This window comes from Microbacterium sp. 05T445, from assembly GCF_056395865.1.
The window spans coordinates 1,224,858-1,251,532 of sequence record NZ_JBFTKJ010000001.1; the positions used below are offsets into that span (position 1 = coordinate 1,224,858).

Annotated in this window: 25 protein-coding genes; 16 read left to right on the forward strand and 9 right to left on the reverse strand. The window is 70.6% G+C overall.

Features of this window, described 5'->3' with window-relative positions:
* Positions 1–32: 32 nt before the first annotated feature.
* Entirely contained in the window at positions 33–500 is a 468-nt protein-coding gene (gene rraA, locus AC1DDU_RS05935; protein ID WP_477432065.1) for a ribonuclease E activity regulator RraA, read from the reverse strand.
* A 130-nt stretch (positions 501–630) separates the two neighbouring features.
* On the reverse strand, positions 631–3,885 hold the full coding sequence (locus AC1DDU_RS05940; protein ID WP_477432066.1) for a beta strand repeat-containing protein: 3,255 nt from the start codon (positions 3,883–3,885) through the stop codon (positions 631–633).
* Positions 3,886–3,993: 108 nt separating this feature from the next.
* Here AC1DDU_RS05940 and AC1DDU_RS05945 point away from each other — a divergent pair, with 108 nt between their 5' ends.
* Genes AC1DDU_RS05945 through AC1DDU_RS05965 form a run of 5 tightly spaced genes read left to right on the forward strand, consistent with a single transcriptional unit; the run spans position 3,994 to position 6,538 of the window.
* Entirely contained in the window at positions 3,994–4,437 is a 444-nt protein-coding gene (locus AC1DDU_RS05945; protein ID WP_477432068.1) for a DUF6916 family protein, read from the forward strand.
* On the forward strand, positions 4,434–4,967 hold the full coding sequence (locus AC1DDU_RS05950) for a GNAT family N-acetyltransferase (RefSeq protein WP_477432070.1): 534 nt from the start codon (positions 4,434–4,436) through the stop codon (positions 4,965–4,967). Before AC1DDU_RS05945 ends, AC1DDU_RS05950 begins: the two co-directional genes overlap by 4 nt.
* Positions 4,964–5,461: a phage tail protein gene (locus AC1DDU_RS05955; RefSeq protein WP_477432071.1), complete on the forward strand. Its 498-nt coding sequence runs from the start codon at positions 4,964–4,966 to the stop codon at positions 5,459–5,461. The genes AC1DDU_RS05950 and AC1DDU_RS05955 overlap by 4 nt, the downstream gene beginning before the upstream one ends.
* A 44-nt stretch (positions 5,462–5,505) precedes the next feature.
* Positions 5,506–6,003, forward strand: coding sequence for a phage tail protein (locus AC1DDU_RS05960; protein WP_477432073.1), 498 nt, complete (start codon positions 5,506–5,508; stop codon positions 6,001–6,003).
* A 13-nt stretch (positions 6,004–6,016) separates the two neighbouring features.
* Entirely contained in the window at positions 6,017–6,538 is a 522-nt protein-coding gene (locus AC1DDU_RS05965) for a phage tail protein (RefSeq protein WP_477432075.1), read from the forward strand.
* 6 nt (positions 6,539–6,544) lie between these two features.
* On the opposite strand, the gene AC1DDU_RS05970 is transcribed toward AC1DDU_RS05965, so the two are convergent.
* Positions 6,545–7,078 (reverse strand): ArsR family transcriptional regulator, encoded by a 534-nt coding sequence (locus tag AC1DDU_RS05970; protein WP_477432077.1) that lies wholly within the window; start codon positions 7,076–7,078, stop codon positions 6,545–6,547.
* 57 nt (positions 7,079–7,135) lie between these two features.
* On the opposite strand from AC1DDU_RS05970, the gene AC1DDU_RS05975 reads away from it, so the two are divergent.
* Positions 7,136–8,551 carry an MFS transporter gene (locus AC1DDU_RS05975; protein WP_477432079.1) on the forward strand — a complete coding sequence of 472 codons (1,416 nt, stop codon included), beginning with the start codon at positions 7,136–7,138 and terminating at the stop codon, positions 8,549–8,551.
* A gap of 137 nt (positions 8,552–8,688) precedes the next feature.
* Positions 8,689–9,270, forward strand: a complete 582-nt coding sequence (locus AC1DDU_RS05980; RefSeq protein ID WP_477432081.1) for a nitroreductase family protein — start codon at positions 8,689–8,691, stop codon at positions 9,268–9,270.
* An 80-nt stretch (positions 9,271–9,350) separates the two neighbouring features.
* Here AC1DDU_RS05980 and AC1DDU_RS05985 read toward each other — a convergent pair whose 3' ends face one another.
* Positions 9,351–11,561, reverse strand: coding sequence for an ATP-dependent Clp protease ATP-binding subunit (locus AC1DDU_RS05985; protein ID WP_477432083.1), 2,211 nt, complete (start codon positions 11,559–11,561; stop codon positions 9,351–9,353).
* A gap of 94 nt (positions 11,562–11,655) precedes the next feature.
* A complete protein-coding gene (locus AC1DDU_RS05990) occupies positions 11,656–13,320 on the reverse strand; it encodes a SulP family inorganic anion transporter (RefSeq protein WP_477432085.1) in 1,665 nt (554 codons plus the stop codon).
* 218 nt (positions 13,321–13,538) lie between these two features.
* Here AC1DDU_RS05990 and AC1DDU_RS05995 point away from each other — a divergent pair, with 218 nt between their 5' ends.
* On the forward strand, positions 13,539–13,949 hold the full coding sequence (locus AC1DDU_RS05995) for a DUF7144 family membrane protein (RefSeq protein ID WP_477432087.1): 411 nt from the start codon (positions 13,539–13,541) through the stop codon (positions 13,947–13,949).
* Between the two features lie 28 nt (positions 13,950–13,977).
* Here the strand turns inward: AC1DDU_RS05995 and AC1DDU_RS06000 are convergent, their stop codons facing one another.
* From AC1DDU_RS06000 to AC1DDU_RS06010, 3 genes are all read right to left on the reverse strand, one after another.
* Positions 13,978–15,060 (reverse strand): GlxA family transcriptional regulator, encoded by a 1,083-nt coding sequence (locus AC1DDU_RS06000; RefSeq protein ID WP_477432089.1) that lies wholly within the window; start codon positions 15,058–15,060, stop codon positions 13,978–13,980.
* 297 nt (positions 15,061–15,357) lie between these two features.
* Positions 15,358–16,638, reverse strand: coding sequence for a glycosyltransferase family 4 protein (locus tag AC1DDU_RS06005; protein ID WP_477432091.1), 1,281 nt, complete (start codon positions 16,636–16,638; stop codon positions 15,358–15,360).
* A gap of 5 nt (positions 16,639–16,643) precedes the next feature.
* Positions 16,644–17,861: a glycosyltransferase gene (locus AC1DDU_RS06010; protein WP_477432093.1), complete on the reverse strand. Its 1,218-nt coding sequence runs from the start codon at positions 17,859–17,861 to the stop codon at positions 16,644–16,646.
* A 127-nt stretch (positions 17,862–17,988) separates the two neighbouring features.
* Between AC1DDU_RS06010 and AC1DDU_RS06015 the strand changes: the two genes are divergently transcribed.
* The 7 genes from AC1DDU_RS06015 (at position 17,989) to AC1DDU_RS06045 (ending at position 24,744) form a co-directional block, all read left to right on the forward strand.
* Entirely contained in the window at positions 17,989–18,585 is a 597-nt protein-coding gene (locus AC1DDU_RS06015; protein ID WP_477432095.1) for a hypothetical protein, read from the forward strand.
* A gap of 13 nt (positions 18,586–18,598) precedes the next feature.
* Positions 18,599–19,435: an LLM class F420-dependent oxidoreductase gene (locus AC1DDU_RS06020; protein WP_477432097.1), complete on the forward strand. Its 837-nt coding sequence runs from the start codon at positions 18,599–18,601 to the stop codon at positions 19,433–19,435.
* 60 nt (positions 19,436–19,495) lie between these two features.
* Positions 19,496–20,167 carry a GAP family protein gene (locus AC1DDU_RS06025; protein WP_477432099.1) on the forward strand — a complete coding sequence of 224 codons (672 nt, stop codon included), beginning with the start codon at positions 19,496–19,498 and terminating at the stop codon, positions 20,165–20,167.
* Positions 20,168–20,229: 62 nt separating this feature from the next.
* On the forward strand, positions 20,230–21,144 hold the full coding sequence (locus AC1DDU_RS06030; RefSeq protein WP_477432100.1) for a formylglycine-generating enzyme family protein: 915 nt from the start codon (positions 20,230–20,232) through the stop codon (positions 21,142–21,144).
* 96 nt (positions 21,145–21,240) lie between these two features.
* On the forward strand, positions 21,241–22,035 hold the full coding sequence (locus tag AC1DDU_RS06035) for a hypothetical protein (RefSeq protein ID WP_477432102.1): 795 nt from the start codon (positions 21,241–21,243) through the stop codon (positions 22,033–22,035).
* Positions 22,036–22,142: 107 nt separating this feature from the next.
* The gene (gene cls, locus AC1DDU_RS06040; protein ID WP_477432104.1) at positions 22,143–23,618 is read left to right on the forward strand and encodes a cardiolipin synthase; all 1,476 of its coding nucleotides are present in this window, start codon (positions 22,143–22,145) and stop codon (positions 23,616–23,618) included.
* A 268-nt stretch (positions 23,619–23,886) separates the two neighbouring features.
* The gene (locus tag AC1DDU_RS06045) at positions 23,887–24,744 is read left to right on the forward strand and encodes an endonuclease domain-containing protein (RefSeq protein ID WP_477433440.1); all 858 of its coding nucleotides are present in this window, start codon (positions 23,887–23,889) and stop codon (positions 24,742–24,744) included.
* A gap of 200 nt (positions 24,745–24,944) precedes the next feature.
* Here AC1DDU_RS06045 and AC1DDU_RS06050 read toward each other — a convergent pair whose 3' ends face one another.
* On the reverse strand, positions 24,945–26,084 hold the full coding sequence (locus AC1DDU_RS06050) for an AI-2E family transporter (protein WP_477432106.1): 1,140 nt from the start codon (positions 26,082–26,084) through the stop codon (positions 24,945–24,947).
* Positions 26,085–26,260: 176 nt separating this feature from the next.
* Between AC1DDU_RS06050 and AC1DDU_RS06055 the strand changes: the two genes are divergently transcribed.
* Complete coding sequence (locus AC1DDU_RS06055) at positions 26,261–26,653, forward strand: SHOCT domain-containing protein (RefSeq protein ID WP_477432108.1); 393 nt, start codon at positions 26,261–26,263, stop codon at positions 26,651–26,653.
* The last annotated feature ends 22 nt before the right edge of the window (positions 26,654–26,675 follow it).

A 26,675-nucleotide genomic window follows, 5' to 3' on the forward strand; every position in this document is an offset into this window, starting at 1 on the left:
GCCGCGGCGCACCACCCCGGCCGCCCGGGGCGTCAGCGCTCGACGAGCACCCCGTCGGCGTCGGCCCACACGTGCCGGCCCGGTGCGAACGCGACACCCGCGATCGTGACCGGCACATCGACCTCGCCGAGCCCGTCCTTGGCGCTCTTGCGGGGGTTGGACCCCAGCGCCTTGACGCCCAGATCGAGGCCCCCGATCGCGACGCGGTCGCGGATCGCGCCGTGCACGATGATCCCCGCCCAGCCGTTGCGCACGGCCGATCCGGCGATGAGGTCGCCGACCAGCGCCGACTCGAGCGATCCGCCGCCGTCGATCACGAGCACGGCGCCGTCGCCCGGCTCCGCGAGGACCGCCTTCACGAGCGCGTTGTCGCGGTGGCAGCGCACCGTGCGGATCGGTCCGTCGAAGGCGGCACGGCCGCCGAAATCGTGCAGCTGGAGGGCGAGCGAGTCGAGCTCGTCGCCGCGTTCGTCGTACAGGTCGGCGGTGGCGATCGTCATGCTTGTCACCGTAGGCGAGGCAGCCCGGGCGGCACATCGGCTGGCGGCCGGAAGAACCGACCGGATTTCGCGGTTGCGGAACAGGCGGCGGATTTCTCCGCGCCTCCCCCTCCTCGAACCCGGGGTCGACCTACCGGGCGCGGCGCGAGCGCACCGCCAGGGCGGCGCCCAAAGCGATCGCGAGGAGTCCCGAGACGACGGCCCACCACGGCACGGTGCCGCCCGTCGCGCCGAGCGCGCCCGACCCCGAGGCGCCCGGCACGGAGCCCCCGGAGCCGCCACTGGCCGCGGTGACGTTCACCGCTGCCACGAGCGTGCGCACGTCTCCGGCAGCCGAGACGCCCGTCGCGGCGAGGGTGTGGGAGCCCAGGACCGCCGTGAAGGGGACGGTGACCGCCGCCGAGAACGCGCCGCTCGCGTCGGCGGTCGCCGAACCGAGCGAGGTCGGCGTCGAGTACATCCCGATGGCGATCGACGCCCCCGGGAGGTAGCCGTCCCCCGACACCGTGACGACCTGACCCGGCACGACCGCGCCGGGGACGCCACCGAGGGGGCCGTCGCCGGCGGGGACGGTGCCGGGCAGCGCGACGTCGAGGGCGACCGTGATCGACACCGTGGTCAGCGCCGTGCCCGCGGAGTTGGTCGCCTGGACGACGACATCCGTCGCTGCGACGTCGCCCACGCCGGGCGTGCCGGAGAGGGTCGCGGTGCCGTCGTGGTTGTCGGTGAGCGTCAACCACGCCGGGAGGCCGACGGCCGACAGGACCGGAGACGGATGCCCCGTCACGGCGAGTTCGATGCTCCGTGGTGCACCCGGCAGCACCGTCACGGGGGCGACCGGCGCGATCGCCGGTGCGGCCGACACCACGACGGTCGCCGCCGCGGAGGTGGCGGCGGACGCGGAGTTCGTGAACACGGCGCGGAAGCGGGCGCCGTCGTCGGCGAGCGCGGCGGTGAAGGTCAGCGTGCTCGACGTCGCGCCGGCGACATCGACCCATGAGGCGCCGTCGAAGCGCTGCCACTGCACGGTCGGCGCCGGGAAGCCGCGCGCCGCCGCCGTGAGGGTGACGCCGGCACCGACGCGGACCGAGACGTCGTCGGGGTCGTCCGTCACGACCGGGGCCTCGGTGACCGTCAGCGTGAGGTCCTGCGTGGTCGATCCTGCGGCGTTCGTCGCGGTCAGCTGAACGTCGTAGGTGCCGCCGGCGCCGGCCGCCGGTGTTCCCGAGAACTGTGCGGATCCGGCAGCACCCGGCGTGAAGACGATGCCCGCGGGAAGGGTCCCCGACGAGACGATCGTCACCGCTGCCGGGTAGGCGGATCCGACGGTGGGCACGAAGGTGCCCGCCGTGCCGACCGCGAACGTCGCCGTGTCGGGGCTCGTGAACGCCGGCGCCGACCGGACGGTGAGCAGGAACGACTGCACCGCGGTGCCGCTGGTGTTCTGCGCGGAGATCGTCAGCATGTTCTCCCCCGACAGCGCCGCACTCGGGGTGCCCGACAGCGTCCCCGTGCCGTCGCCGTTGTCGACGAACGACAGGCCCGCCGGGAGCGGTGCGACGGCGAGGCCCGGTGTCGGCCGTCCGGTCGCGGTGACCGTGAACGTGAACGGGGCGCCCGCCTGCGCGATGGCCGACCCGGCGCTGGTGATGGCGGGCCTGTCGTTTACGACGAAGGTCACCGTCGCGACCGCGGGGGTTCCCACGCCGTTGAGCGCGCTGAAGGTGACCGTGCTCGACAGCGGTGCTCCCGCCTGGACCGGTGCACCGGTCGGCGTGCCGGTGACGGTCGCGCCGCCCGGGCTCGGCGTGAAGGTCAGCCCGTCGGGCAGCGATCCCGTCATGATGATCGCCGGGGTCGGGCTGCCCGTGGCGGTGAGGGTCAGCGTCGGCATCGCCGATCCTGCGGTCAGCGTGACCTCGGACGGGTACGCGGCGAACACCGGCGGCTGGCTGACCGCGACGGCGATCGGCACGTTCGCGCTGTGGAACGTGGCGGTAGCGCCGCCGGGGCCACCCGCGGGTCCGGCCGTGTAGGTGGTGGTCGCGATGCCCGCGGCGAAGGTCGAGGACGATCCGACCGACGATCCGGCGGGCGTCGCGCCGGTCCACGCGACCGCACGCCCGGTGAAGGCCGACAGATCGGATGCGGCGACCGCACCCCCGCCGGAGTCGGTGCGCAGCGACACGCTGAGCGTCGCAGAGCCGCCCGCCGCGACCGCGGACGGCGAAGCGGACCCGGTGAGCGTGAGGTGGGGCGCGGTCGCCCCCGACGTCGCGACGGTGTCGCAGCCCGCGGTGCCTGTGCCCGTCGCACAGCCCCACCAGTTGCGGGTGAGGTCGGCGGTGGTCCCTGCCGTCGAGACGGCGGTGCCGGTGTTGCCCGCCACGAGGTTGAAGTGCGCGTCCAGGCGCCCGCCGGTCGCATCGATCGCCGCCCCGGCGCCGGCGGAGTTGCCGGTGAACGCGTTCTCGGTCACCGTCGCCGTGCCGCCCTGCTGCCGGATCGCGCCGCCGCGCGTGGGCGAGGCATCCGTCGTCGTGACGGTGTTGTTCGCGAAGGTGCTGCCGCTGATCGTGACGGATGCCGACGCCCCGGCGTCGACCGAGTACGCGACGGCTCCGCCGCCCGCGGCGACGCCGGCTGCGGCGTGCGCCGTGTTGCCCGTGAAGGTCGATCCCGTGATGTCCAGCGCCTCACCCGTCGCACTCATCGCGAGGTAGAAGACGGCTCCGCCGTCGGAGGTGCCGCTGTCGTTGCCGGTGAAGGTGGAGTCTTCGATCGTCAGCGAGCCGCCCATGAACTGGATCGCACCGCCGGGGGCTGCGGCGGCCGTGGAGCGGTTGTCGACGAACGTCGACCGGCGCACCGTCAGTTCGTCGCCGGCGCCGGCCCCCGCGGAGCCGGCGATGATCGCGCCGCCGCCGTACAGGCTGTCGCGGCCGCCCTGGAAGGTGAGGTCCTCGACGGTGACGGCCACATCGCCCACCAGGTCGGGATCGACCGTGAGCAGCTGCGTCGAGCCGTTCCCGATCAGGCGCGCGGTGCCGGTGGACGGTCCCGACACGACGACGGACGCCCCGGCCGCCGTGCCGACGACGAGGGCGCCCTCGGTGAGCGTGTAGTCGCCCGCCGGCACCTCGACGACCTGGGCGCCGCCCAGATTGCCGGCCACGCACAGCGCGGTGCGCAGCGAGACGGGCGGAGCCGGGAGGGTGGTGACGCTGCCGTCGGCGCACGCGCCGGAGGCGTCGCCGTCTGCCGTCGTGCTCACCGTGATCGTGGCTGCGTAGGCAGGCGTCGCGAACACGGCGCCGGCCGCGACGACGACGCCGAACACGACTCCGATGACCGTCAGACGCGACGGAAGCCCCACTTTGCGCATAAAAAAGAGCCCCCCGTGGCTACAGTCCTCGCCGAATGCTATCGGTCGTCTGCGATGCGGGGCGAAACACGCCGGGTGCACTAGTCTCGCCACGGAAGGGGGTCGATCGTGGGGACCGAGATCTCTCGCCGAGTGGTGCTCGGCGCGACGGCGGGCGCCGTCGCGCTTGCCGCAGCGCAGCCGGCCGCGGCAGCCGTCCGTCCGACGTCGGGTGGGGCGTCGGGACCGGTGTCGTCCGCCGCCGCGGCCGCCGACGCACGTCCGGGAGACCCGGCGCGCCCGGTGCGCTCGGAGTTCGCGCCGCACCTCGACGCGGTCTACGACGGCTCCTCACCGTGGTCGCCCCACCGCCTGCGCCTGCAGGCGATCCACGATCTGCGCACCGACGGCGACGCCGAGCACGCATACCGCCTGGCTTTCTCCACCGACGGCTCCGCGCGCGACGGCATCTACCACCTCACCTCTCCGAGCGGCTCCAGCCACGTCCTCTATCTCGGGCGGATCGGTCCGGATCCGGGCATCCTCGAAGCCATCGTGGACCGCACCCGATGACGCCGGCGACGGCGGCGCCCGAGCGACGGTCGCGGACGACGCCGCTGCACGATCCGCTCATCACCGACGAGCTCGCCCGCGTGCTGGCGAAGCACTGCGCCGAGCAGTTCGCGGCCGTGGCGGGCCCCGCCCGTGACACGCTGATCGACCTGCAGGTGCGGGCACGGCTGGGCGGTTTCACCGCGTCGTACCCTCGCGCCATGGCCTGGCTCCTCCTGCGCGACGGGCACACGGCGGGCTACGCGATCGTCGACGACACCGGCACCGCCATCCGCCTGGTCGACCTCGTGGTGCACCCCGCCTTCCGCCGCTCGGGCGTCGCGACCGGGTTCCTCGACGAGCTGGCCGAGCGAGCGGATGCCGCCGGCCGCGCCGTCGAGCTCACCGTCGCCCCGGCGAGCGACGCCGAGCGCCTCTACCTCGCCCGCGGTTTCACACCGGCAGCCGAGCCAGAGGAGCCGGGCGCATTGCATCGTGCGCTGCGGCGGGAGCCGGCATCCGTCCCCGAGCCTGAGGAGGGCACCCGATGAGCGAGGCATTCATCGGAGAGATCCGCATCTTCGCTGGGACCTTCGCGCCGGTGGGGTGGCTGCCCTGCGACGGCCGACCGCTCCCGATCAGCCAGTACGACGCCCTGTTCGCCCTGATCGGGACCACGTACGGCGGCGACGGCCAGACCACCTTCGCCCTCCCCGACCTGCGCGGCCGGGCGCCGGTGCATGCGGGACCGGGTCTGCTTCCCGGCGCGACCGGCGGTGCCGAAGCCGTGACGCTCACGGGCGGGAACCTGCCCGCGCACACCCACACGGCCGCAGCGGCGACCGGCGCCACCTCCGCCTCCCCCGCCGGCGGGGTGTGGTCGTCGCAGTCCGCTGCGGCGTTCGGCGCGGCGACGGGGTCCGCCGCGCTCGCGGGAAGCGCCGTCAGCGCCGTCGGCGGCGGACAGCCGCACGAGAACATGCCGCCGTTCCTCGCGGTCCCGTACATCATCGCCGTCGAGGGCATCTTTCCTTCTCGCCCCTGACCGGGGCATTCCCGCATCCCGACCCGCAGAACGGAGAGTGACACGTGGCCGAACCGTTTGTCGGCGAGATCCGACGCGTCGCGTTCGATTTCGCCCCGAGAGGGTGGGCGCTGTGCGACGGGCAGACGCTCGCCATCAACACGAACGCGGCGCTGTTCGCCCTGCTGGGCACCACCTACGGCGGGAACGGCGTGACGACGTTCGCGCTGCCCGACCTGCGCGGACGCATCCCCTTCGGAGCGGGAACCGCCATGCCGTGGGGCCAGGTCGGTGGCGAGGCCACGCACGCGCTCACCGCCGGCGAGATGCCCCCGCACACGCACACCCCGTTGGCGACGACGGCGTCCGCCACCACCACGGATCCCGCGGGCGCGACCTGGGCGAGCACTCCGCAGCCCGCGTATGCGGCAGCGGGTGGGCAGTCGATGGATGCCGCCGCCATCGCGGTCGCCGGCAGCAACCAGCCGCACGAGAACATGCCGCCGTACACGGTCATCAACCACATCATCGCGCTGCAGGGCGTCTTCCCGCCGCGGGACTGAACGGAGGACACGCATGGATCCCTATGTGGGCGAGATCCGCACCATCGGCTTCAGCTACGCGCCCGCCGGGTGGGCGATGTGCAACGGGCAGATACTGCCGATCGCCCAGAACACCCCGCTGTTCTCGCTGCTGGGCGCCCAGTACGGCGGCAACGGCACGACCACCTTCGCACTGCCGAACCTCAACGGTGCGATGGTGATCGGACCCGGTCAGGGGCCAGGGCTCACGCCCCGCGACATCGGCGAGATCGGCGGGTCGAGGGTCGTGACCCTCACCACGGCCGAGATGCCGCGCCACACGCACGCGGCGCGGGGCTCGAGCGCGACCGGGACGACCGGCAACGCGCCGGGTTCGACGTGGGCGCAGCCCCGCCTGGGGCGCGCACCGCGGCCGGCGTACGCCGCTCCCGGCGCCTCCGTCGACATGGCGCCCCTCGCACCCGCCGGTGGCGGGGCATCGCACAACAACCTGCCGCCGTTCCTCGCGATGTACTTCGTGATCGCGTTGCAAGGCGTCTTCCCGCCGCGACCGTGACGGCGTTCAGTGCGCGGCCGGCGGGTTCTCGTCGGGGTGGAGCGTGCTGAAGAAGGAGTAGGTGTCGCCGTCGGGGTCGGGGCCGCGTTCCTTGAACTCGTTGACCAGCTCGTACAGGCGCTGCTGGAACTCCTCCTTGTGCGCGGGGCTCAGCTTGAGCCCCAGCCACGTGGTGTCCAGCTCGTCGGGGTCGACGCCTTCGATCTGCTGCAGGAACGTCTCGATCAGCACCGGAGACCCGCCGGGCATCGAGGTGCGCCACGACAATCCGGTGGAGCGGTACGGCACCTCCCGCGCGCCCTGGGTACCCGCGCGCTCGGGCTCGGCGACCAGGTAGCCGGTCTGCACGAGGGTGCGCACGTGGTGCAGCATCGTTCCCGGGTTGACGCCCAGCAGCCCCGCGAGCTCCTTGTTGGTGCGCGACTCGAAGGCGCACAGCCGCAGTACGCGCAGCCGCAGCGGAGAGCTCAGCGCCCGCATCCGCGCCTCCCCCTCGGGGTCTCCCCGATGCAGTTCGACGCGCTCCGCCTGATCCGTCACGATGTCAGCGTACGCTAGTGATTGACAGATCTCAATCAGTACCGCACACTGATTGACATGTCCCAATCAGACGACCGGTCGGTCACCGGCGACCTCGACGCCGGCGTGCTCGCAGAGGCGCGGGCCGAGGCATCCTCTCCCGGCTCCCGCGTCGACGAGGCCGTCGAAGCCGACCAGGCGACGGATGCCGCCGCCTCCCCCGCCGACGCTCCGCCGGCGCGGAAAGGGTCGCTGTGGCACGACCGCAACTTCCTGACCCTGTGGTCCGGGCAGGCGTTCAGCCAGTTCGGCGCCCAGATCACCGAGCTCGCGATCCCGGTGCTCGCCGTACTGCTGCTGAACGCGACGGAATTCGAGGTCGGCGTGCTGAACGCGGCCAACGTCGCGGCCTTCCTGATCATCGGGCTTCCGGCGGGCGCGTGGATCGACCGCATGCGCAAGCGCCACGTCATGATCTGGGCCGACGGTGTCCGGGCGGTCGCCCTCGCCACCGTGCCGCTGCTGTGGTGGGCGGGCGCCCTCCACATGTGGCACGTCATCGCGGTGGCGATCGTGATGGGCGTCGCGACCGTGTTCTTCGACGTGTCGTATCAGAGCATCATCCCGTCCCTGGTGCGACCGAACCAGATCGCCGAGGCGAACGGCAAGCTCCAGTCGACGTACGAGCTCGCCAACATCGCCGGCCCCGGCATCGGCGGGTGGCTGATCGGTGTGCTGACGGCGCCGTTCGCGATCCTCGCGACCGTCGGCACGTACGTGTTCTCGCTCGTCGCACTGCTGTTCACCCGCGACCACGAGGAGCGCCGGGCCCCCGAGGACCACGCCCCGATCCTCCACGAGATCCGGGAGGGGCTGAAGTTCGTCTTCACCGAGAAGCTGCTGCGCCGCATCGTCGGCTTCACCGCCACCGGCAACTTCTTCAACACCCTCGCGACGACGCTGCTGCCGATCTTCCTGCTGCGCGAGCTGGGCTTCACCCCCGCGTCGATGGGGCTGGTGTTCTCGCTCGGCGCGATCGGCGGGTTCGTCGGGGCGATCGCGACCCCGCACATCGTCCGCTGGATCGGAGAGGGGCGCGCGATCCCGGTGAGCGCGATCGCGATGAGCGTCGTCGCAGCCCTCCTGCCGATCGCGGCACTGGTACCCGCCGTGGCGTTCCCGCTGCTGGTGGTGCAGTCCTTCATCGCGAGCTTCACCGTGCTGCTCTACAACATCACGCAGGTCACCTTCCGTCAGCGCATCACCCCGGCACGACTGCTCGGCCGCATGAACGCATCGGTGCGCTTCGTGGTGTGGGGCGTCATGCCGATCGCCGCACTGCTGTCGGGCGCGCTGGGCACGTGGCTCGGTGTCGTGCCGACGATGTGGATCGGCGCGGTGGGCCAGGTGCTCGCCTGTCTGTTCGTCGTGATCGCGCCGTTCTGGACGATGCGCGAGCTGCCCGACGTGCACAGCGAGTCCGCGACGGACTGAAGACACGGATGCCTCGACTCGCGTGCAGGGCGCGGGTCGAGGCATCCGCTCGTCTCGGTGGGAATGCTCCGCAGATCCATTCGGTTGCATAGACCTGGGCCGACGGCGTCCCGGCACTGCTACCCCGAGGAGACCCCATGTCCACCGTCATCGACCGCATCGCCGACACCGACGCCCCCATCATCGACGTGCTCGCCGAGCGCTGGAGCACGCGCATCTTCGACCGCGAGTCGGTCATCGACGAGGCCGCTCTGGCCAGTGCACTGGAGGCCGCGCGCTGGGCTCCGACCGCCGCGAACGCGCAGGACTGGCGCGTCATCGTCGCCCGCCGCGGCTCGGCGGCGCACGCCACCGTGATGGCAGCGCTCGCCGGCTTCAACAGCGCGTGGGCCGGTGACGCCGCAGCGCTGGTCGTCTTCGTGGCCGAGACCACGCGCGAGGGCAGGCCCATGGCGTGGGCGCAGTACGACACCGGTCAGGTCGCCGCCCACTTCACCGTGCAGGCGCACGCCGACGGCCTGTCCACCCACCAGATGGGCGGGTTCGACCGCGACGCCATCTCGGCCGGGTTCGGTCTCGGCTCCGACTTCACGCCGGTCACCGTGATGGCCGTCGGCGAGCTGGGCGACATCCGCGCCGCCTCCGAGGAACTGCAGTCCCGCGAGACGGCTCCGCGCGTGCGCCGCCCCGCCGCCGAGTCGGTGCTCGTGAACGACTGACCCCGGTACACGCGAAGCGGATGCCTCCCCCCGACGTCGGGGGGAGGCATCCGCTTCTTCGTCCTGGCCGTGCCGGGGCGTCAGTCGTCGAGGAGCTCGGCCTCGATCACGTCGTCGTCGTCCTCTGCGACCGGCTCCACCGTGGCGGGGCCGTCGCTGGTCAGCACCAGCGACGAACCGTCGGCTGCGACATCCACGCGTACGACGTCGCCGTCGCGCACGCCGCCCGACAGGAGCGCCATCGCGAGGCGATCCTGGATCTCCGACTGGATGAGCCGGCGCAGCGGCCGCGCGCCGAACACCGGGTCGTAGCCGCGCTCGGCGAGCCAGGCGCGGGCGTCCGGGGTGACCGCGAGACTGAGACGGCGGTCCTTGAGTCGCCGCTGCAGCGCGAACACCGCGAGCTCGACGATCTGGGCGAGGTCGTCCTCGCTCAGCGCCGCGAACATCACGATGTCGTCGAGGCGGTTGAGGAACTCGGGCTTGAACGCCTGCCGCACGATCGCCATCACCGCGTCGCGCTTCTCGTCGGCCGACAGCGTCGGGTCGATGAGGATCGGCGAGCCGAGGTTCGACGTGAGGATCAGGATCACGTTCGTGAAGTCGACGGTGCGGCCCTGGCCGTCGGTGAGGCGACCGTCGTCCATGACCTGCAGCAGCACGTCGAAGACCTCGGGATGCGCCTTCTCGACCTCGTCGAGCAGCACGACCGAGTACGGGCGCCGGCGCACGGCCTCGGTGAGCTGGCCGCCCTGCTCGTAGCCGATGTACCCGGGAGGGGCGCCGACCAGACGCGAGACCGAGTGCTTCTCGCCGTACTCCGACATGTCGATGCGCACCATGGCGTGCTCGTCGTCGAAGAGGAACTCGGCGAGCGCCTTGGCGAGCTCCGTCTTGCCGACGCCGGTGGGGCCGAGGAACAGGAACGAGCCCGTGGGCCGGCCCGGGTCGCTGATGCCCGCGCGCGACCGGCGCACGGCGTCGGACACCGCCTTGACGGCATCCTTCTGCCCGATCAGGCGCTTGCCCAGCTCGGACTCGAGGTGCAGCAGCTTCTCGGTCTCGCCTTGCATCAGCCGACCGACGGGGATGCCGGTCCACGCTGCGATGACGGCCGCGATGTCTTCCTCGGTGACCTGGTCGTTGACCATGCGGTCGCCGGCGGGCTCTTCCCGCTCGGCTTCGACCAGCTGTCGCTCCAGCGCCGGGATCTCGGCGTACAGCAGCCGCGAGGCCTTCTCGAGGTTGCCCTCGCGCTGCGCGCGCTCGGCCTCCATGCGGGCGGCGTCGAGCTTGGTCTTGAGGTCGCCGACGCGGTTCAGCGACGCACGCTCGCGCTCCCAGCGGCCCTGCAGCTCGCCGAGCTTCTCCTGCTCGACGCGCAGGGTCTCGCGCAGTGCCGCCAGGCGCTCCCGCGAGGCGTCGTCCTTCTCCTTCTTGAGGGCGAGCTCCTCGAGCTTGAGCCGGTCGACATGGCGGCGCAGCTCGTCGATCTCCAACGGCGCCGAGTCGATCTCCATGCGCAGCCGCGACGCGGCCTCGTCGATCAGGTCGATGGCCTTGTCGGGCAGCTGCCGGCTCGGGATGTAGCGATGGCTGAGGGATGCCGCGGCGACGAGGGCGGCATCCGCGATCGCCACCTTGTGGTGTGCCTCGTACCGCTCCTTGAGCCCGCGCAGGATCGCGACGGTGTCCTCCACCGTGGGCTCGCCGACGTACACCTGCTGGAAGCGGCGCTCGAGCGCGGCATCCTTCTCGATGAACTCGCGGTACTCGTTGAGCGTGGTGGCGCCGATGAGGCGCAGCTCGCCGCGGGCGAGCATGGGCTTGAGCATGTTGGATGCCGCGACCGACCCCTCGCCGCCCCCCGCGCCCATGAGCACGTGCAGCTCGTCGATGAACGTGATGATGCGTCCGTCGGACTCGGTGATCTCCTTGAGGACGCTCTTCAGGCGCTCCTCGAACTGGCCGCGGTACATGGCACCGGCGACGAGCGCGGAGATGTCGAGGGTGACGAGCTCCTTGTTCTTGAGCGACTCGGCGACGTCGCCCGCGACGATGCGCTGGGCGAGTCCCTCGACGACGGCGGTCTTGCCGACGCCGGGCTCGCCGATGAGAACAGGGTTGTTCTTGGTGCGACGGGTCAGCACCTGGCTGACGCGACGGATCTCGCTGTCCCGCCCGATGACGGGGTCGAGCTTGCCCTGACGGGCACGGTCGGTGAGGTTGATGCCGAACTGCTCGAGGGCGCTCTGCGCGTCCTCCTGTCCGGGCTGTTGTGTGGCGTTCATATGTCTCCTGAAATCTGTGGGATCTCAACTCTTCGTCAAAGTTGAGTCGTCATGGCTCAAGTTTACCAGCAGGGCGCATCCGGATCAACGTCGCCTACCTGTCCAGCTCCGCTCGCGCGTCGGCGTAGGCGACACGGAGCGCCTCCCCCACCCATTCGGACCCGCGATAGACGTTCTCCTCGCCGATGTCGGCCGTGAGCCCGCCGGCGTCGAGCTCCCCGATGACGCGTTCCGCGGTGGCGACGACCTTCATCGAAGAGTCGGCATCGTTCAGCTCGTGGGCGAAGCGTCGCAGCACGTCGACGTGCGACAGGCCGATCTGATCCGTGCCCCGCAGCCGGATGATGACGACGGACCCGCTCGACTCGCGGCTGACCTCCGGCAGCTGCCGCTCGAACACGGGCGCGCTCGCGAAGAAGAGGCTGCCGTAGGGCTGGAGCACCAGCACCTCACCGGCCGGGACGACGGCGGGCGGATCGCCCTCGCGCATCCGGCCGTTCTCCTCGAGGTGCACGGCGCGCACGCGCACGTGGTTGGACTGCTCGGCCACGTACAGGATGACGCCGAGCCCCACCCCCACGAGCACCGCGAACTGCAGCGGGATGATCAGCGTGAGCCCGAACGTGACCGCCATGATCGTGGTCGGCAGGAGGCCGGACTTGATGACGGAGTACACCCGGCTGGGCTTGATCGCCCGCCACCCCACGACGATGAGCAGGCCTGCAAGCGCCGGCATGGCCACGTACGCCACGATGTCGGCGGCGAGGAAGACCACGACCGCCATCACCGCTCCCGCGACGAAGAGCGAGAGCCGCGTCTTCGCCCCCGCCTGCACGATGAGCGACGACCCCGACATCGACCCGCCGACCGGCATGCCCTGGAAGAGCCCCGACACGATGTTGCCGAGCCCCTGCCCGAGGAAGTCCCGGTTCGCGTCGGCACGCCTGCCGTCGGCGGTCGGGATGCCGGCCGACACCGCCGCACCCTGGACCAGGCCGATGAACGTCAGCGAGAGCGCTGGGATGAGGAGCGTCGGCGCATCGGCGATGCTGGGGAGCACCGGGGCGGGAAGCCCGTTCGGCACGTCGACGATGTCGCGCAGGAGCACGACCGAGTCACGTACCCACAGGTTCAGAAGCACCGCGCACACCGAGCCCACCACCACGGCGACGACGAGACCCATGCTGCCGACGCGCGTCGGCAGCAGCACCACGATCACCAGCACGGAGACGACGCCGACGACGAGGGAGGGGATGCTCCACTGCCCCACGTGCACCAGCACGTCGATGGTCTTGAGCAGACGGTTGGCGCCCTGCCCCTGGTAGCCGGTGAAGTTCGAGAGCTGACCGAGGATGATGTTGACGCCGATCGCCGTCACGAACCCGGTCATGACCGCCGTCGGCACGAAGCTGATGAGTCGTCCGCCGCGGAGCAGCCCCGCGATGATCATGATGATGCCGGTGAGGACGGCGAGCGTGAAGAGCGCACGATCGGGATCGGGGAGCGAATCGAGCCCGGCGTCGGATACGACGAGCGCCATCGCGCTCGTGGCCTGCACGGCCATGAACGCGCTGCTGGTGAGCACGGCCGCTCCCACCATGCCGAACAGGTAGCCGTAGAGTCCGGCGAGCGGGTTCACCCCCGCCAGCAGCCCCGCCGCGAGCCCGTCCGGAACGGCTTCGACGCCGAGGACCACCCCCGCGAGGGCGTCCTTGCCCAGCGTCTTGCGAGAGAACCACGTCCGCGGATTGAACCCCACGGTCACACGCTAACGAACCATGGCCCCGCGACCCAGGGCCGGTCGTACGCCAGACGCAGTCGGCTCATGACGTCGCGCGGCGCGCCGTGACGACATCTGTTCAGGATTCTCCCAGGTTCGCTAGTGTGTGCCGCAAGTGCGACAGAAAGCACCGTCACCGGACGTGACCGAGGGCCTCTCGACCGCGCCCACACCTCGCGAAAGTGAAGGGATCGCTCATGACCGACAACAACACCGCGACCACTGGATGGGCAGGATGGGGCGTCTTCGCCGCCGTCGTGCTGATCGTCAGCGGCGCGATCGACGCGTTCCACGGCCTCCAGGCCCTCATCGGCCCTGACACCGCCTACTTCCTGGGTCAGGTCGGACTCTTCTCGATCGACGTCCAGAGCTGGGGGTGGTGGCACCTGATCGCAGGCGCCCTCCTCATCCTGGTCGGCATCTTCCTGCTCGCCGGCGCGACGTGGGCGCGCGTCACCGCGATCGTCCTGGTCGCGCTCAACGCGATCGGCCAGGTCTCGCTCATCTCGGTGCAGCCCTGGCTGTCGCTCACCCTGATCGCCCTGGACTTCGTCGTGCTCTACGCGCTGACCGTCCACGGCAACGAGATCGACGCCAGGAAGGCCTGAGCCCGCCGTAGGCGAACGAGAACCGCGCCTACGCGACCGATTCGAGAACGGATGCCTCGACCCCCGCTTCGGCGGAGGCCGGGGCTGGGCCCACGCGCCCCGAGGCTCCGAACGCCGCGCCAGCGGCGTTCGGAGTGGGCGTGGGGACCGTGATCTCGTCGAGGTGGCACGCGAAACGCGCACGGTAGGCGGTGGGCGTCGTGCCGAGCACGCGGGCGAAGTTCTGGCGCAGCACCGCGGCCGAGCCGAACCCGCTCTCATACGCGATGCGGTCCAGGCCGAGATCGGTCTTCTCGAGCAGGCGCTGCGAGTGGATGATGCGCTGGCGGGCGAGCCACGCCGCCGGCGTCGCACCATAGTCGGCCTTGAACCGTCGCGCGAACGTCCGCGGCGACATGTGCGCCTTCGCCGCGAGCTGGTCGACGGTGAGGTCGAGCCGCAGGTTGTCGAGCATCCAGTCGGTGACCGGCGAGAGCGAGAGCGACGTCGTGGCCGGCAGCGGGTTGGCGATGAACTGCGCCTGGCCGCCGTCGCGCTGCGGCGGCACGACCATGCGACGGGCGATGATGTTGGTCATCTCGGCACCGAGCTCCTGACGCAGCAGGTGCAGGCACGCGTCGAGGCCCGCCGCGGTGCCGGCGCTGGTGATGATGCGGCCGTCCTGGACGTAGAGCACGTCGGGGTCGACGTCGATGGAGGGGTACATCTCCTTCATCTTCTGCGCGTACATCCAGTGCGTCGTGGCGCGGCGTCCGTCGAGCACGCCGGAAGCGGCGACGACGAATGATCCGCTGCACACGCTCAGCACCCATGCATCGCGGGCGACGGCGGCGCGGATGACGTCGAGCACGCGCTCGTCGGCGCGCCCCCAGTACTGGTGGGGAACGGGCGAGACCACGACCAGATCGGCCTCGTAGGCGAACGACAGATCGGCGTCGACGTTGATCGAGAAGCCCATCTTCGACTCCACGACGCCGGGATCGGGTGTGACCACCCGGAAGTCGAAGCTCGGGATGCCGTCGTCGGAACGGTCGAGGCCGAACGCCTCGCACGCGACTCCGAACTCGAACGGTGCGAACCCGTCCGTGACGATGCAGGCGACGGTCTTCATCGGGAATCTCCCTCGGCGGTAACAGAGTGGCAGTAATCCTGCGATTCGTGGCTATTCTGCCACTCGTGGCACTCCTAGCGCAAGCGTAGCGTTTCTGCCATGTTCATGGTGATTCTTCTCGCAGCCCTGTCAGCGGTGGCGCTCGGATCGACGATCGCCGCCCTTCGCTCCGACGGTTACCGTCGGATTCCCACCGACCCCGCCCGCCTTCCCTGATCCGGCAGTACGCCGAAACGGCAGGCATCACGCACGTCGAGTGCGCGAGAGCCTGCCGTTCGCGCGTCGGGGCGGCCCGGGTCAGGCGGTGACGCGCTCGTACACGCCGATCATCGCGGCGGTGCGCGACGACTGGCGGAACCGCTCGCGGATCCCCGGGTCGGGCACGCGCGCCGTTCCCCCGGAGATGTCGGATGCCGCCTCCCGCAGCGCATCCGCCAGCGCGTCGATCGACGCGGCCGGTGCGGCGTCGCCGCCGACCGCCCAGTACCCCGTGCCGAGTTCGGCGGCGAGGTCCGGGTCGCTCACGATGGCCGGCGTGCCGAGCGAGGCCGCCTCGAAGATCGTCATCCCCTGCGTCTCGAACCCGATCGAGGTCTGCACGACGGCATCGGCGGCCGCGATCCGCCGCAGGGTCCGGGCATACGGCATCCGCCCGGCGAAGGTCACCGTCGCACGCGGCCGGAGCCTGTCGACGATCCGGCGCGCGGCGCGCAGCTGACCGCCGCCGCCGATGATCTCGACATCGGCCTCCACGCCCGAGACGGCGAGCGCTTCGAGGAAGGGCAGCAGTCGTTTCTCGGGGCTCATGCGCCCGAGCCACACGAACCGGGGCGGTCCGGGCACGCGGTCGACGGGGGCCTCCGCGAGCACCTCGTCGAGCACATCGTCGTCGATCCCGTTCCASACCACGTCGACGGCAGGCGCCGAGGCCGCGTCGGTGCCCGACGGAACGGCATGGCGCCCCTGCGGGAGCGCACCGTGCGCCTCGAGCCGGTGGGCGAAGTGCGACGACGGCGCGGTGACGGCATCCGATCGGTGCGCGAAGCGACGCAGGTACGCCCAGCCGTCGTGGCCGGCCGACCCGGCCTTGTCGAAGCCGCCGAGCACGCGCCGCTGCCACGCGTTCAGCACCCGCAGCACGGTCTTCGGGAACGGCGCTGTCGCCTCGATCCCCACGTCGACGCGGTTGTGCATCGTGTGCACCACCGGCAGGCCGTGGCGGCGGGCGAAGCGGTGTCCGATGTAGGCGCCCCAGAAGTCCGCCTGCACGTGCACGACGTCGACCCGCGAGCGCCCCGTCTCGGCGATCCGGCGCCGGAGTGCGGCATCCAGCCATCTGTCGGTGCGCCGCCCCGGCCACGTCATCGAGTACTCGCGGTCCAACGTGATCGGGATCGACGGAAGGTCGACATACGAGGGATCGGATGCCGCCGCCCGCCCGCGCGGGCCGTGCATCGCCGGCGCGACGATGGTGACGGTGTGGCCGGCCTTCTCGAGGAACCGGCGCTGCAGTCGCATCGAGACCTGCGCCCCGCCGAGGGACTCGGCGTGCTGGTCGCCGAACATCACGACATGCACGGCGCCTACTCGGGCAGCGGCTCGTCGCGGTACAGCGCCTCGAACGTATCGAGGGTGCGGCGCATGTCGTGGATCTTGACGCCTTCGAGCGAGGCCTGCTGCATGCGCACGCGCTCGTCGTGCGGTGCGGTCAGCACGGTCGTCAGCTTCTCGGCCAGGTCGTCGACGTCGCCGGGACGGAAGAGGTAGCCGTTCTCGCCGTCGTGGACGAGGTGCGGCAGCGCCACCGCGTCGGCGGCGACGATCGGCAGGCCCGAGGCCATCGCCTCCATCGTCGCGATCGACTGCAGCTCGGCGATCGAGGCGATCGCGAACACGCTGGCGTCGGTCAGCAGTCCGCGCAGCTCGTCGTCGGTGGTGTGACCATGGAAGTGCACGCGGCTGGTCAGCCCCAGCTCGCCGGTCAGCTGCTCGAGGTTGCGGCGCTGATCGCCGCTGCCGACGATGTCGAAGCGCACGTCGAGCGCGGGGTCGAGCGTCGCGATCGCGCGCAGCACGACGTCGATCTGCTTCTCGGTCGTCAGGCGCCCGACGAACACGATGCGGTGGGCGTCGCGCGGCGTCAGGTCCGCCGTGTAGTTGCTCGCGTCGATGCCGCAGCTGATCGGGATGACCCCCGTGATGTCGATCGTCGACTCGAGGAAGTCCGCCGCCTTGCGGGTCGGCGTGGTCACGGCGCGGGTGAGGTCGAACGTGCGCTTGGCGTCGTCCCACGCGAGCTTCACGGCGACCTTGTCGAGGAAGGGCGGCAGCGTCGTGAAGTCGAGGATGTTCTCGGCCATCACGTGGTTGGTGGCCACGATCGGGATGCCGCGCTTGGCCGCCTCTCGCGAGAGGCCACGGCCGATCACGATGTGCGACTGGATGTGCACGACGTCGGGCTTCACCTCGTCGAGCACGCGGCGCGCGTAGTGCTTGGAGCGGAACGGCATCACGAACGTGAGCCAGTCGTGCGGGTACCAGCGCCACGACGGCAGCCGGTGCATCGTCATCGGCTGACCCTCGATCACCTCGGTGAACGTGCCGTGCTCGCGATGGGTCTTGCTCGGCGCCATAACGTGCACCTCGTGGCCGCGCGCGACGAGGCCTGCGGCGAGGCGCTCGGCGAAGCGGGCGGCACCGTTCACGTGGGGGAGGAACGTGTCGGCACCGATGAGGATCTTCAGAGGGCGAGGGCTCGCGGCGTCGGCGGAAGTGTCGTCGGGCGTCGCAGGATCGGTCACGGGGTTGGGGGCCTGTCTGTGCGGCGGGCGCGCGGCAGCGGCTGGTCGCCGCGCGGCATCCACTGTACCCGAGCGGCTTCTGCGGCCTCCCCAGGAACGCGCCAGACCCGCACCGTAACCTGGAGCCATGCCCCGACTGCAGGCCGACGCCGACCCGAATCTGTGGGTCCCGGTGACCGAATCCCTCGGCTTCCGCGGCCGCCGCCACCGCAAGGCGGCGATCCGGATGCTGCTCACCCAGGCCGGCTCCGCGATGGGCGCCGAGGCGCGTCCCGGCAGCACCGTCGCGGCATGGGCGATGAGCCAGGCCGCACCGTTCCTGATGCGCAGGGCGGCCGGCCGCGTGCTGGTGTGGGTATGGAAGGCCGACGCCGAACTGGTCGTCGTCATGGCGCAGATGCAGCAGGCCACCCACGATCTCAGGGCCGCGCGGGCGATGATGCCGATGGAGTACGACGACACCGAGTCCTTCCGCAACCCCTACCTCGGAGTGGGCGAGAAGCTCGAGATGTCGCTGCCGCCCGACCCCCGCACGCCTCCTTTCGCCACCTACACGTGGGACACCGGGACGCATTTCGTCACGGTCACCGCGGTGTGCTCCGACCGGGAGCGCTTCGGCACCGTGATCGGCAGCGTCGACGACCTCGCCCGGACGCTCCGCGTGGTCGACGACCTCACCGTCGGCGAGTCGCCCGAGGTGCTGCGCATCGAGCCGAAGAGCTGACAGACTCCCCGACGTGACCGAGACGAGGCATCCCGCCGCCCATCGTCCCGTGCGCATCGGCGTGCAGCTCGCGCCGCAGCACGGGTCGTACACCGCCTACCGCGACGCCGTGCTGCGCGCGGAGGACCTCGGAGTGGACGTCGTCTTCAACTGGGACCACTTCTTCCCCCTCACCGAGCCGTTCGAGGCGGAGCACTTCGAGGCGTGGACGGTGCTCGCCGCGATGGCCGAGCAGACCGAGCGCGTCGAGTTCGGTCCGCTCGTCAACTGCAGCTCGTACCGCAACCCCGACCTGCAGGCGGACATGGCGCGGACGGTCGACCACATCAGCGCCCGCGCGACGGGCACCGGCCGGCTCATCTTCGGCACCGGATCGGGCTGGGCGCAGCCCGACTACGACGCGTACGGGTACGAGTTCGGCACCGTCGGGTCGCGGCTGGACGCCCTCGCCGACGACCTGCCCCGCGTGCGCGCCCGCTGGGACCGGCTCATCCCGGCGCCGACGCGGCGGATCCCGATCCTCATCGGCGGCCAGGGCGAGCGCAAGACGCTGCGCCTGGTCGCCCAGCACGCCGACATCTGGCACACCTTCACCCCGCTGGACGACCTCGGCCGCAAGATCGGCGTCCTGCACGAGTGGTGCGCGCGCGAGGGACGCGAACCGTCGAGCATCGAGCTGTCCACCGGGTTCACGGTGCGCGGCTTCGGACCGCTGCGGGAGACGGATGCCCCTTCCCGCCTGTACGAGCTGGGGTTCCGCCTCATCGTCCCGGCGATCGACGGCCCCGACTACGACCTGTCGCCGGTGATGCCGCTGCTGGAGTGGCGCGACCGGATCAACGGCGCCTGACGTGCGCGTGCCGATACGGTAGCCGAGGCCGCATCGCACGACGAACCAGGAGACATGCCCATGGGCGCCGTCATCGGAGACATCCTTCCCCTCGCCCTCGGTGTGGCGATCAGCCCGATCCCGATCATCGCGGCGATCCTGATGCTCCTGTCGCCGAAGGCGCGCGTGACGAGCGTCGGGTTCCTGCTCGGCTGGGTGCTCGGCATCGTCGTCGCGGTGACCGCGTTCACGCTGCTCTCATCGGTGCTGCCCGACAGCGACCCCGATGCCTCGAAGCCGATCCAGGGCGTGATCCAGCTGATCCTGGGCGCGCTCCTGCTGCTGCTGGCCGTCCGCCAGTGGCGCGGCCGCCCGAAGGCGGGCGAGGAGCCGACGATGCCGAAATGGATGCAGGCGATCGACAAGGTCACCTTCCCCGTCGCATTCGGCCTCGGCTTCCTGCTGTCCGCCGTCAACCCGAAGAACCTCCTCATGGCCGCCGGCGCCGGCGTCGACATCGGCTCGGCCGGACTCGACACCGGGTCAATCGTGCTGGTGATCGCGATCTTCACGCTGATCGCGGCATCCACCGTCCTCGTCCCGGTCGTCGGCTACCTGATCGCCGCCGACAAGCTCCGCGGGCCGCTGGACGCCCTGCGGGTGTGGCTCGGCAAGGAGAACGCCGTCATCATGGCGGTGCTGCTGCTCGTGATCGGCGTCTCGCTCATCGGCAAGGGCATCGGCAGCTTCTGACTCCGCCTCCGGTCGTCGAGCGAGCGAAGCGAGACGAAACGCGCCCGGGCTACGGTGGAGCGGTGACTTCGGCGACGCACGACCAGGTTCTGCTCGACGGCGGCACGTTCCGCATGGGCTCCGACGAGTTCTACCCGGACGAGCGGCCCGTCCACGAGCGCGAGGTCGCGGCGTTCCGCATCGACCGGTACGCCGTCACCAACGCGCAGTATGCCGCGTTCGTCGACGCCACCGGCTACGTGACGGTCGCCGAGCGCGAGCTCGACCCGGCGAACTTCCCGGGAGCCGACCCCGCCGACCTGGTCCCCGGCGCGATGGTGTTCACGCCCACGCCCGGTCCGGTCGACCTGCGCGACTGGCGCAACTGGTGGCGGTGGCATCCGGGCGCGTACTGGCGCCGACCGTTCGGACCGGAGTCGTCCGTCGACGACAGGATGCGGCATCCGGTCGTGCACATCGCCTTCGAGGACGCCACCGCCTACGCGGACTGGGCGGGGCTGCGCCTGCCCACCGAGGCCGAGCACGAGTTCGCCGCCCGCGGCGGACTCGACGGCGCGCGGTTCGCGTGGGGCGACGAGCCCTACCCCGGCGGGGCCGCCCAGGCGAACTCGTGGCTCGGGCGCTTCCCGTACGACAACCAGGGAGTGGGGGATGCCGCCCCCGTCGGCTCCTACCCGCCCAACGGCTACGGTCTCTTCGACATGACCGGCAACGTGTGGGAGTGGACCACCGACTTCTACACGCCGCGCCACCTGCGCCTGTCGGACAAGCCCGTCGACGCCGGCAAGCGCGAGAACCTGCTGGCGGCGGCGAGCGCCCAGGACGGCTTCCCCGCCATCCCGCGCCGCGTGCTCAAGGGCGGCTCGCACCTGTGCTCGCCCGACTACTGCCTGCGCTTCCGCCCGGCCGCCCGCTCCCCGCAGGCCGAGGACACCGGGATGTCGCACATCGGCTTCCGCTGCGCCGCCGACGCCTGAGCAGAACCCCGCCGCTGCGGAGCGGCGCCCTTCCTTCGCCGCACCGCCGCCCATAGGGTGCAGGAAGGGACCCTCGCCGACCAGTACCACCACTCGGTGGACATCGTCCCGACGATCCTCGAGGCCTGCGGCGTGGCCTTCCCCGACACCTACAACGGCGTCGAGCAGACGCCGCGGTCGGGTGTCTCGATGGTGTCCTCGTTCAGCGCCGCGCCCGACGGCCCGACCGACAAGCAGACGCAGTACTACGAGATGCTCGGCAGTCGCGGGATCTGGCACGAAGGCGGGAAGGCGGTCGCCGTGCACGGCCCGGTGAGCGGGATCAGCGGGTTCGACCACGACGAGTGGGAGCTCTACCACACCGAGATCCCCGAGCGGTCGGCGGCCAACGTCCACGGCGTCTCGTACAAGATCGCCGCCGAGATCGAGTTCACACCCGAGACGCAGGGCGTCATCTTCGCGCACGGCTCGCGCTTCGGCGGTCACGCCCTCGTCGTGAAGGACGGCCAGGTGCACTACGTGTACAACTTCCTCGGCATCCCGCCGGAGGATCGCGTCTCGGCGCCCGTCCCGACGTCGGGCAAGCACATCATCGGTGTGGAGTTCGTCAAGGAGGGCATGGGCGAGTACCGCGAGGGCGTCGGCCCGGTGCGGCTCTACATCGATGAGCAGCAGGTCGGCGAGAAGCAGATCCGCACCGTGCTCGGCCACTTCTCGCTGTGCGGCGAGGGCCTCACGATCGGCCGCGACAGCGCCGATCCGGTGTCGTCGCTGTACGGCTACGGGTTCGACTTCACCGGCGGCGAGATCTCCAAGGTGATCTTCGACATCGCCGACGACGCGTACCTCGACCTCGAGGCGCACCTCGCGGCGGCGTACGCGCGCGACTGACCAGAACCGTCCGCGAAGACGGATGCCGCGCGCCTCGCGGCATCCGTCTTCGGCGTTTCCTGCGCCCTCCGTGACGCAAGACGGGTGCGACAGGGCACACTGTGGTCGTGGACTCCGGACTCTTCGCCAACCTGACCTGGTCGCTCGCCGTGCTCGTGCACGCGGCGATCGTCGTCACCGCGCTCATCGTGATCCCTCGCGGCCGCAAGCCCACGGCGGCGATGGCGTGGATCCTGCTGATCGTCATCCTCCCGGGCATCGGGGTCGTGCTCTACCTCGTGATCGGCAACTTCCGTCTGCCGGCGAAGCGGAGGGCGGAGCAGGCGCGCATCGACGAGCTCATCCGCGGCCGGGTGACCGAGAACGCCCTGGACGAGACGGATGCCTCGTGGCCCCGCTGGTTCCAGCGGGTCGTGCAGCAGAACCAGGCGCTGACGGCCCTTCCCGCGTCGAGCGGCAACGAGGCCACGCTCCTGCCCGACTACCAGCAGTCGATCGACGCGATGGCCGCCGAGCTCGACACCGCGACCGACTTCGTGCACATCGAGTTCTTCATCGTCGGCTGGGACGACACCACCCGCGGATTCTTCGCCGCGATGGAGCGCGCCGTCGCCCGCGGCGTCACGGTGCGCCTGCTGGCCGACTACGTGGCGACCAAGAAGGTCCCCGGCTGCAAGGCGATGCTCGCCGAGCTCGACCGCATCGGCGTGAAGTGGGCGTGGATGCTGCCCGTCGAGCCGTTCAAGGGCAAGTACCAGCGCCCCGACCTGCGCAACCACCGCAAGATCGTCGTGGTCGACGGCCGCGTCGGCTTCATGGGCTCGCAGAACCTGATCGACCGCACGTACGACTCGCCCAAGAACATCAAGCGCGGCCTCAAATGGCAGGAGCTCATGACCCGGCTGACCGGGCCGGTGGTGGCATCCGTCAACACGGTCTTCCTGTCGGACTGGCTCATCGAGACCGGCGAAGACCTCTCTCAGACCGAGCAGGTGCCGGCCGCGCAGCTGCCGCAGTCGACGGCGGCCGACTCCGTGCAGTGCCAGGTGGTGCCGAGCGGGCCGGGCTACGACACCGAGAACAACCTCCGCCTGTTCCTGTCGCTCATCTACGGCGCGACCGAGAAGGTCATCCTCACGAGTCCGTACTTCGTGCCCGACGAGGCGATGGTCTACGCCATCACGAGCGCCTGCCAGCGGGGCCTGGAGGTGCAGCTGTTCGTCTCCGAGATCGGCGACCAGTTCATGGTGTGGCACGCGCAGCGCTCGTACTACCAGGTGCTCCTCGAGGCGGGCGTGCGCATCTTCCTCTACCCGGCGCCGTTCATCCTGCACTCGAAGCACTTCTCGATCGACGACGACATCGCCGTCATCGGCTCGAGCAACATGGACATCCGCTCGTTCAGCCTCAACAGCGAGGTCTCGCTGATGGTGCGCGGGGAGTCGTTCGTCGCCGGGATGCGCGAGGTCGAGCAGGCCTACCGCGACGCCGGGCGCGAGCTCACGCTCGAGGAGTGGAACCGCGAGCCCGCCAAGGCGACGTTCCTCGACGGCCTGATGCGCCTCACCTCGGCCCTGAACTAGTCAGGACGAAGCGGATGCCGGGGGGCCCGGCATCCGCTCGTTTTCGCGTCGACGCCGGCCGCTCGTCCCGAATCGAGGAGATGTGCCCGAATGCGGACCCTGACCCCGCTTTCGTCCCGCATTCCCGCACATCTCCTCGGCCCAGCACGGATTGCGGCCTTCGGCTCCGACGAGGCTCCTCCACCCCGTTCATGGATCGCGCGGCGTCCACAGTCTCGGCCTCGCAGACCTGCCGCTGACGGCACGGCGCGACGCTCGATCCGTGAAGATGGAGAGTGCGTGGCACGCGATCGTGCGCGACAGTGGCGGGATCGCCCGGCAGCCGGAGCTGCTCCGAACAGGCGCCACCAAACGCGAGCTGCAAGGCGCGGTCGCCGCCGGCTCGTTGATCCGCATACGCCGGTCATGGCTGGCGCTGCCCGATGCCGACCCACTTCTCCTGTCAGCGGCGCGGGCCGGAGTCGTGCTCGGGTGCATCACGCGCGCCGAGCGGCTCGGCTTGTGGATCCATGGCGACACCGAGCGGCCCCACGTGAACGCGCCGCCGCGTTCTGGCGGCGTGCGGATCGAAGCGGACCCCCGGACCCTCTTTCCCAAGGCCGTCGCCCACTGGTTCACGCCCGTCCTTCCCCGCCCACCTCATGCCCTCGAGGACGGGATCGAGAACACGCTGGTCACCATCGCCCGGTGCCGGCCCTTCGAGCAGGCACTCGCGACCTGGGATTCCGCCCTCCGGAAGGGGCTGATCGACCGCGACCTGCTCGCGCGATTGCGTCTGCCCGCCGTCGCCCGCGAGCTGCTGGGAGCGTGCACGCCCTTCGCCGACTCCGGTCTCGAGACGATCCTTCGGCACCGTCTGCGCTGGCTCGGCCTGCGAATCATCAATCAGGCGTGGCTGTACGGGCATCGGGTCGACTTCCTCATCGGTGAACGCCTGGTGCTGCAGATCGACGGCGGACACCACGTCGACGCGCAACGCGAGTCGGACAATCGACACGACGCCGAACTCATGCTCCGCGGCTACCACGTGATCCGTGTCGGGTATCGCCAGATCATGGACGACTGGCCGTCGGTGCAGCAGCTCGTGATGAATGCGGTGGCGCAGGGCTTGCACCTCGCCCGTTGACCCGCGGGCTTCGCCGTCCAGTCCCGAATCGAGGTCCGCCTAGGTCCCGACATGAGGGATCGTGCCGGCCTGCGGAGCGACCCCCCGCCTTCGCTCCGCAGCTCGGCACATGGCCGCAACTCGGGCACGCGGCCGCCGCGACGGCCCACGCGACGCCGAGAAGGAGGATCGGATGCCGGGGCCCCCGGCATCCGCTCGCGTCAGACCTTGAGGTTCTGACGCGGCACGACCACCTCTCGGATGATGAGCAGGATCGAGGCCATCACCGGCAGGGCCACCAGCACGCCGACGATCCCGGCCAGCGCACCGCCGGCCAGCGCGCCGATGAGGACGAGCGCGGCGGGGATCTCGATCGCCTTGTTCATGACGCGCGGGCTGATCACGTACGACTCGAGCTGGATGTAGATCAGGTACGCGATGAAGAAGATGAGCGCCTGCGTGGGGCTGGAGAACAACGCGATGATCGACGCGAAGATCCAGAAGATCACCGAGCCGAACAGCGGGATCAGCGTGATGACGAACGCGATGACCGCCATGAGCGCCGGGAACGGCAGCCCGATCACCAGGTGCAGCACGAACACCGCGCCGGCGTTCAGCGACGACAGGATCACCGAGCCGATGAGGGCGCTGCCGACGGAGCCCGTGATGCGCTCGGTGAGGTCTTCCAGGCGCACGCGGCTGCGGGCCGGCGCGAGCGCGTACAGCGCGCGCTTGGCGGCCGACAGCGACGCGAGGAAGTAGAGGGTGAGCGCGATCACGACGAAGCTCGCCGAGATCGCGGCCACGAAGCCGATGCCGACCGCGAGGACTCCCCCGCCCAGCGTGGCGAGCGTCGACGGCGCCGAGATCCAGTCGGCCACCTGCTCGAGGCTCGCGAGCACGGCGGCCTGCGTATCGGCGTCCAGCGCCGAGAACCAGTCGCTCTGCGGGATCTTCGCGACCGCCTCGGGGATCGCCTGCACCAGCTGAGCGACCTGCGCCACGACCGGCGGCAGCACGAAGACGAAGAACGCGATCGCCACGAGGGCGAAGCCGCAGAACACGATCGCGATGCCCGCGCCGCGCTTGACCTTGTGGCGCTCGAGCATGCGGACGATCGGGTCGAGCCCGACGGCGAGGAACATCGCCAGCACGATGTAGACGAGGATCGTCGAGATCGATCCGATCGCGCTGCCGAGCACGAGCGCGCCCAGCACGCCGAGCGTGACGAGGAACCCGGTCGCGAGCGGATGGTCGACCCCCGCCAGGATGTTCGAGAACCTCCTGGGGCGCTCCGGTGCGACCGCAACGGCGTCGGCCGCGGGCGGAACGGATGCTGCGGGCTCGGCGTCGTCGGTCATGCCATAACTATGGGCCCTTACAACGCGCGATGAACAGTCCGACGCGGCACGGGTTTTTCGTGGTCCTCCAGCCCGTTTTGGGAGTACGGTTTGCGAAGGTGGAGGGGCGGGAACGCCCGCTTCGCCTTCGATAAATCGATACCGACGGCTCGTCCCGTCGAGAAAGCTGGTGTGGCATGGGTGGAGGCTTCTGGGACTTCATCGTCTGGATGTTCTGGATCTTCGTTTTCGTCGCCTACCTGATGGTGATCTTCTCGATCATCGGAGACCTCTTCCGCGACGACAAGCTCAACGGATGGTGGAAGGCCGTCTGGATCATCTTCTTGATCTTCGTGCCCTTCATCACGGCACTGGTCTACCTCATCGCCCGCGGATCCGGCATGCAGAAGCGCTCGATCGCACAGGCGCAGGAGCTGCGCGCCGCACAGGATGCCTACATCCGCCAGACGGCGGGCTCGGGCGGCGCCAGCGCCGCAGACGACATCGCGAAGGCGAAGTCGCTGCTCGACTCCGGTGCCATCACCCAGGCCGAGTACGACGCCCTCAAGTCCAAGGCGCTGGCGTCCTAGCCGGCATCGGAACAGGAGAACA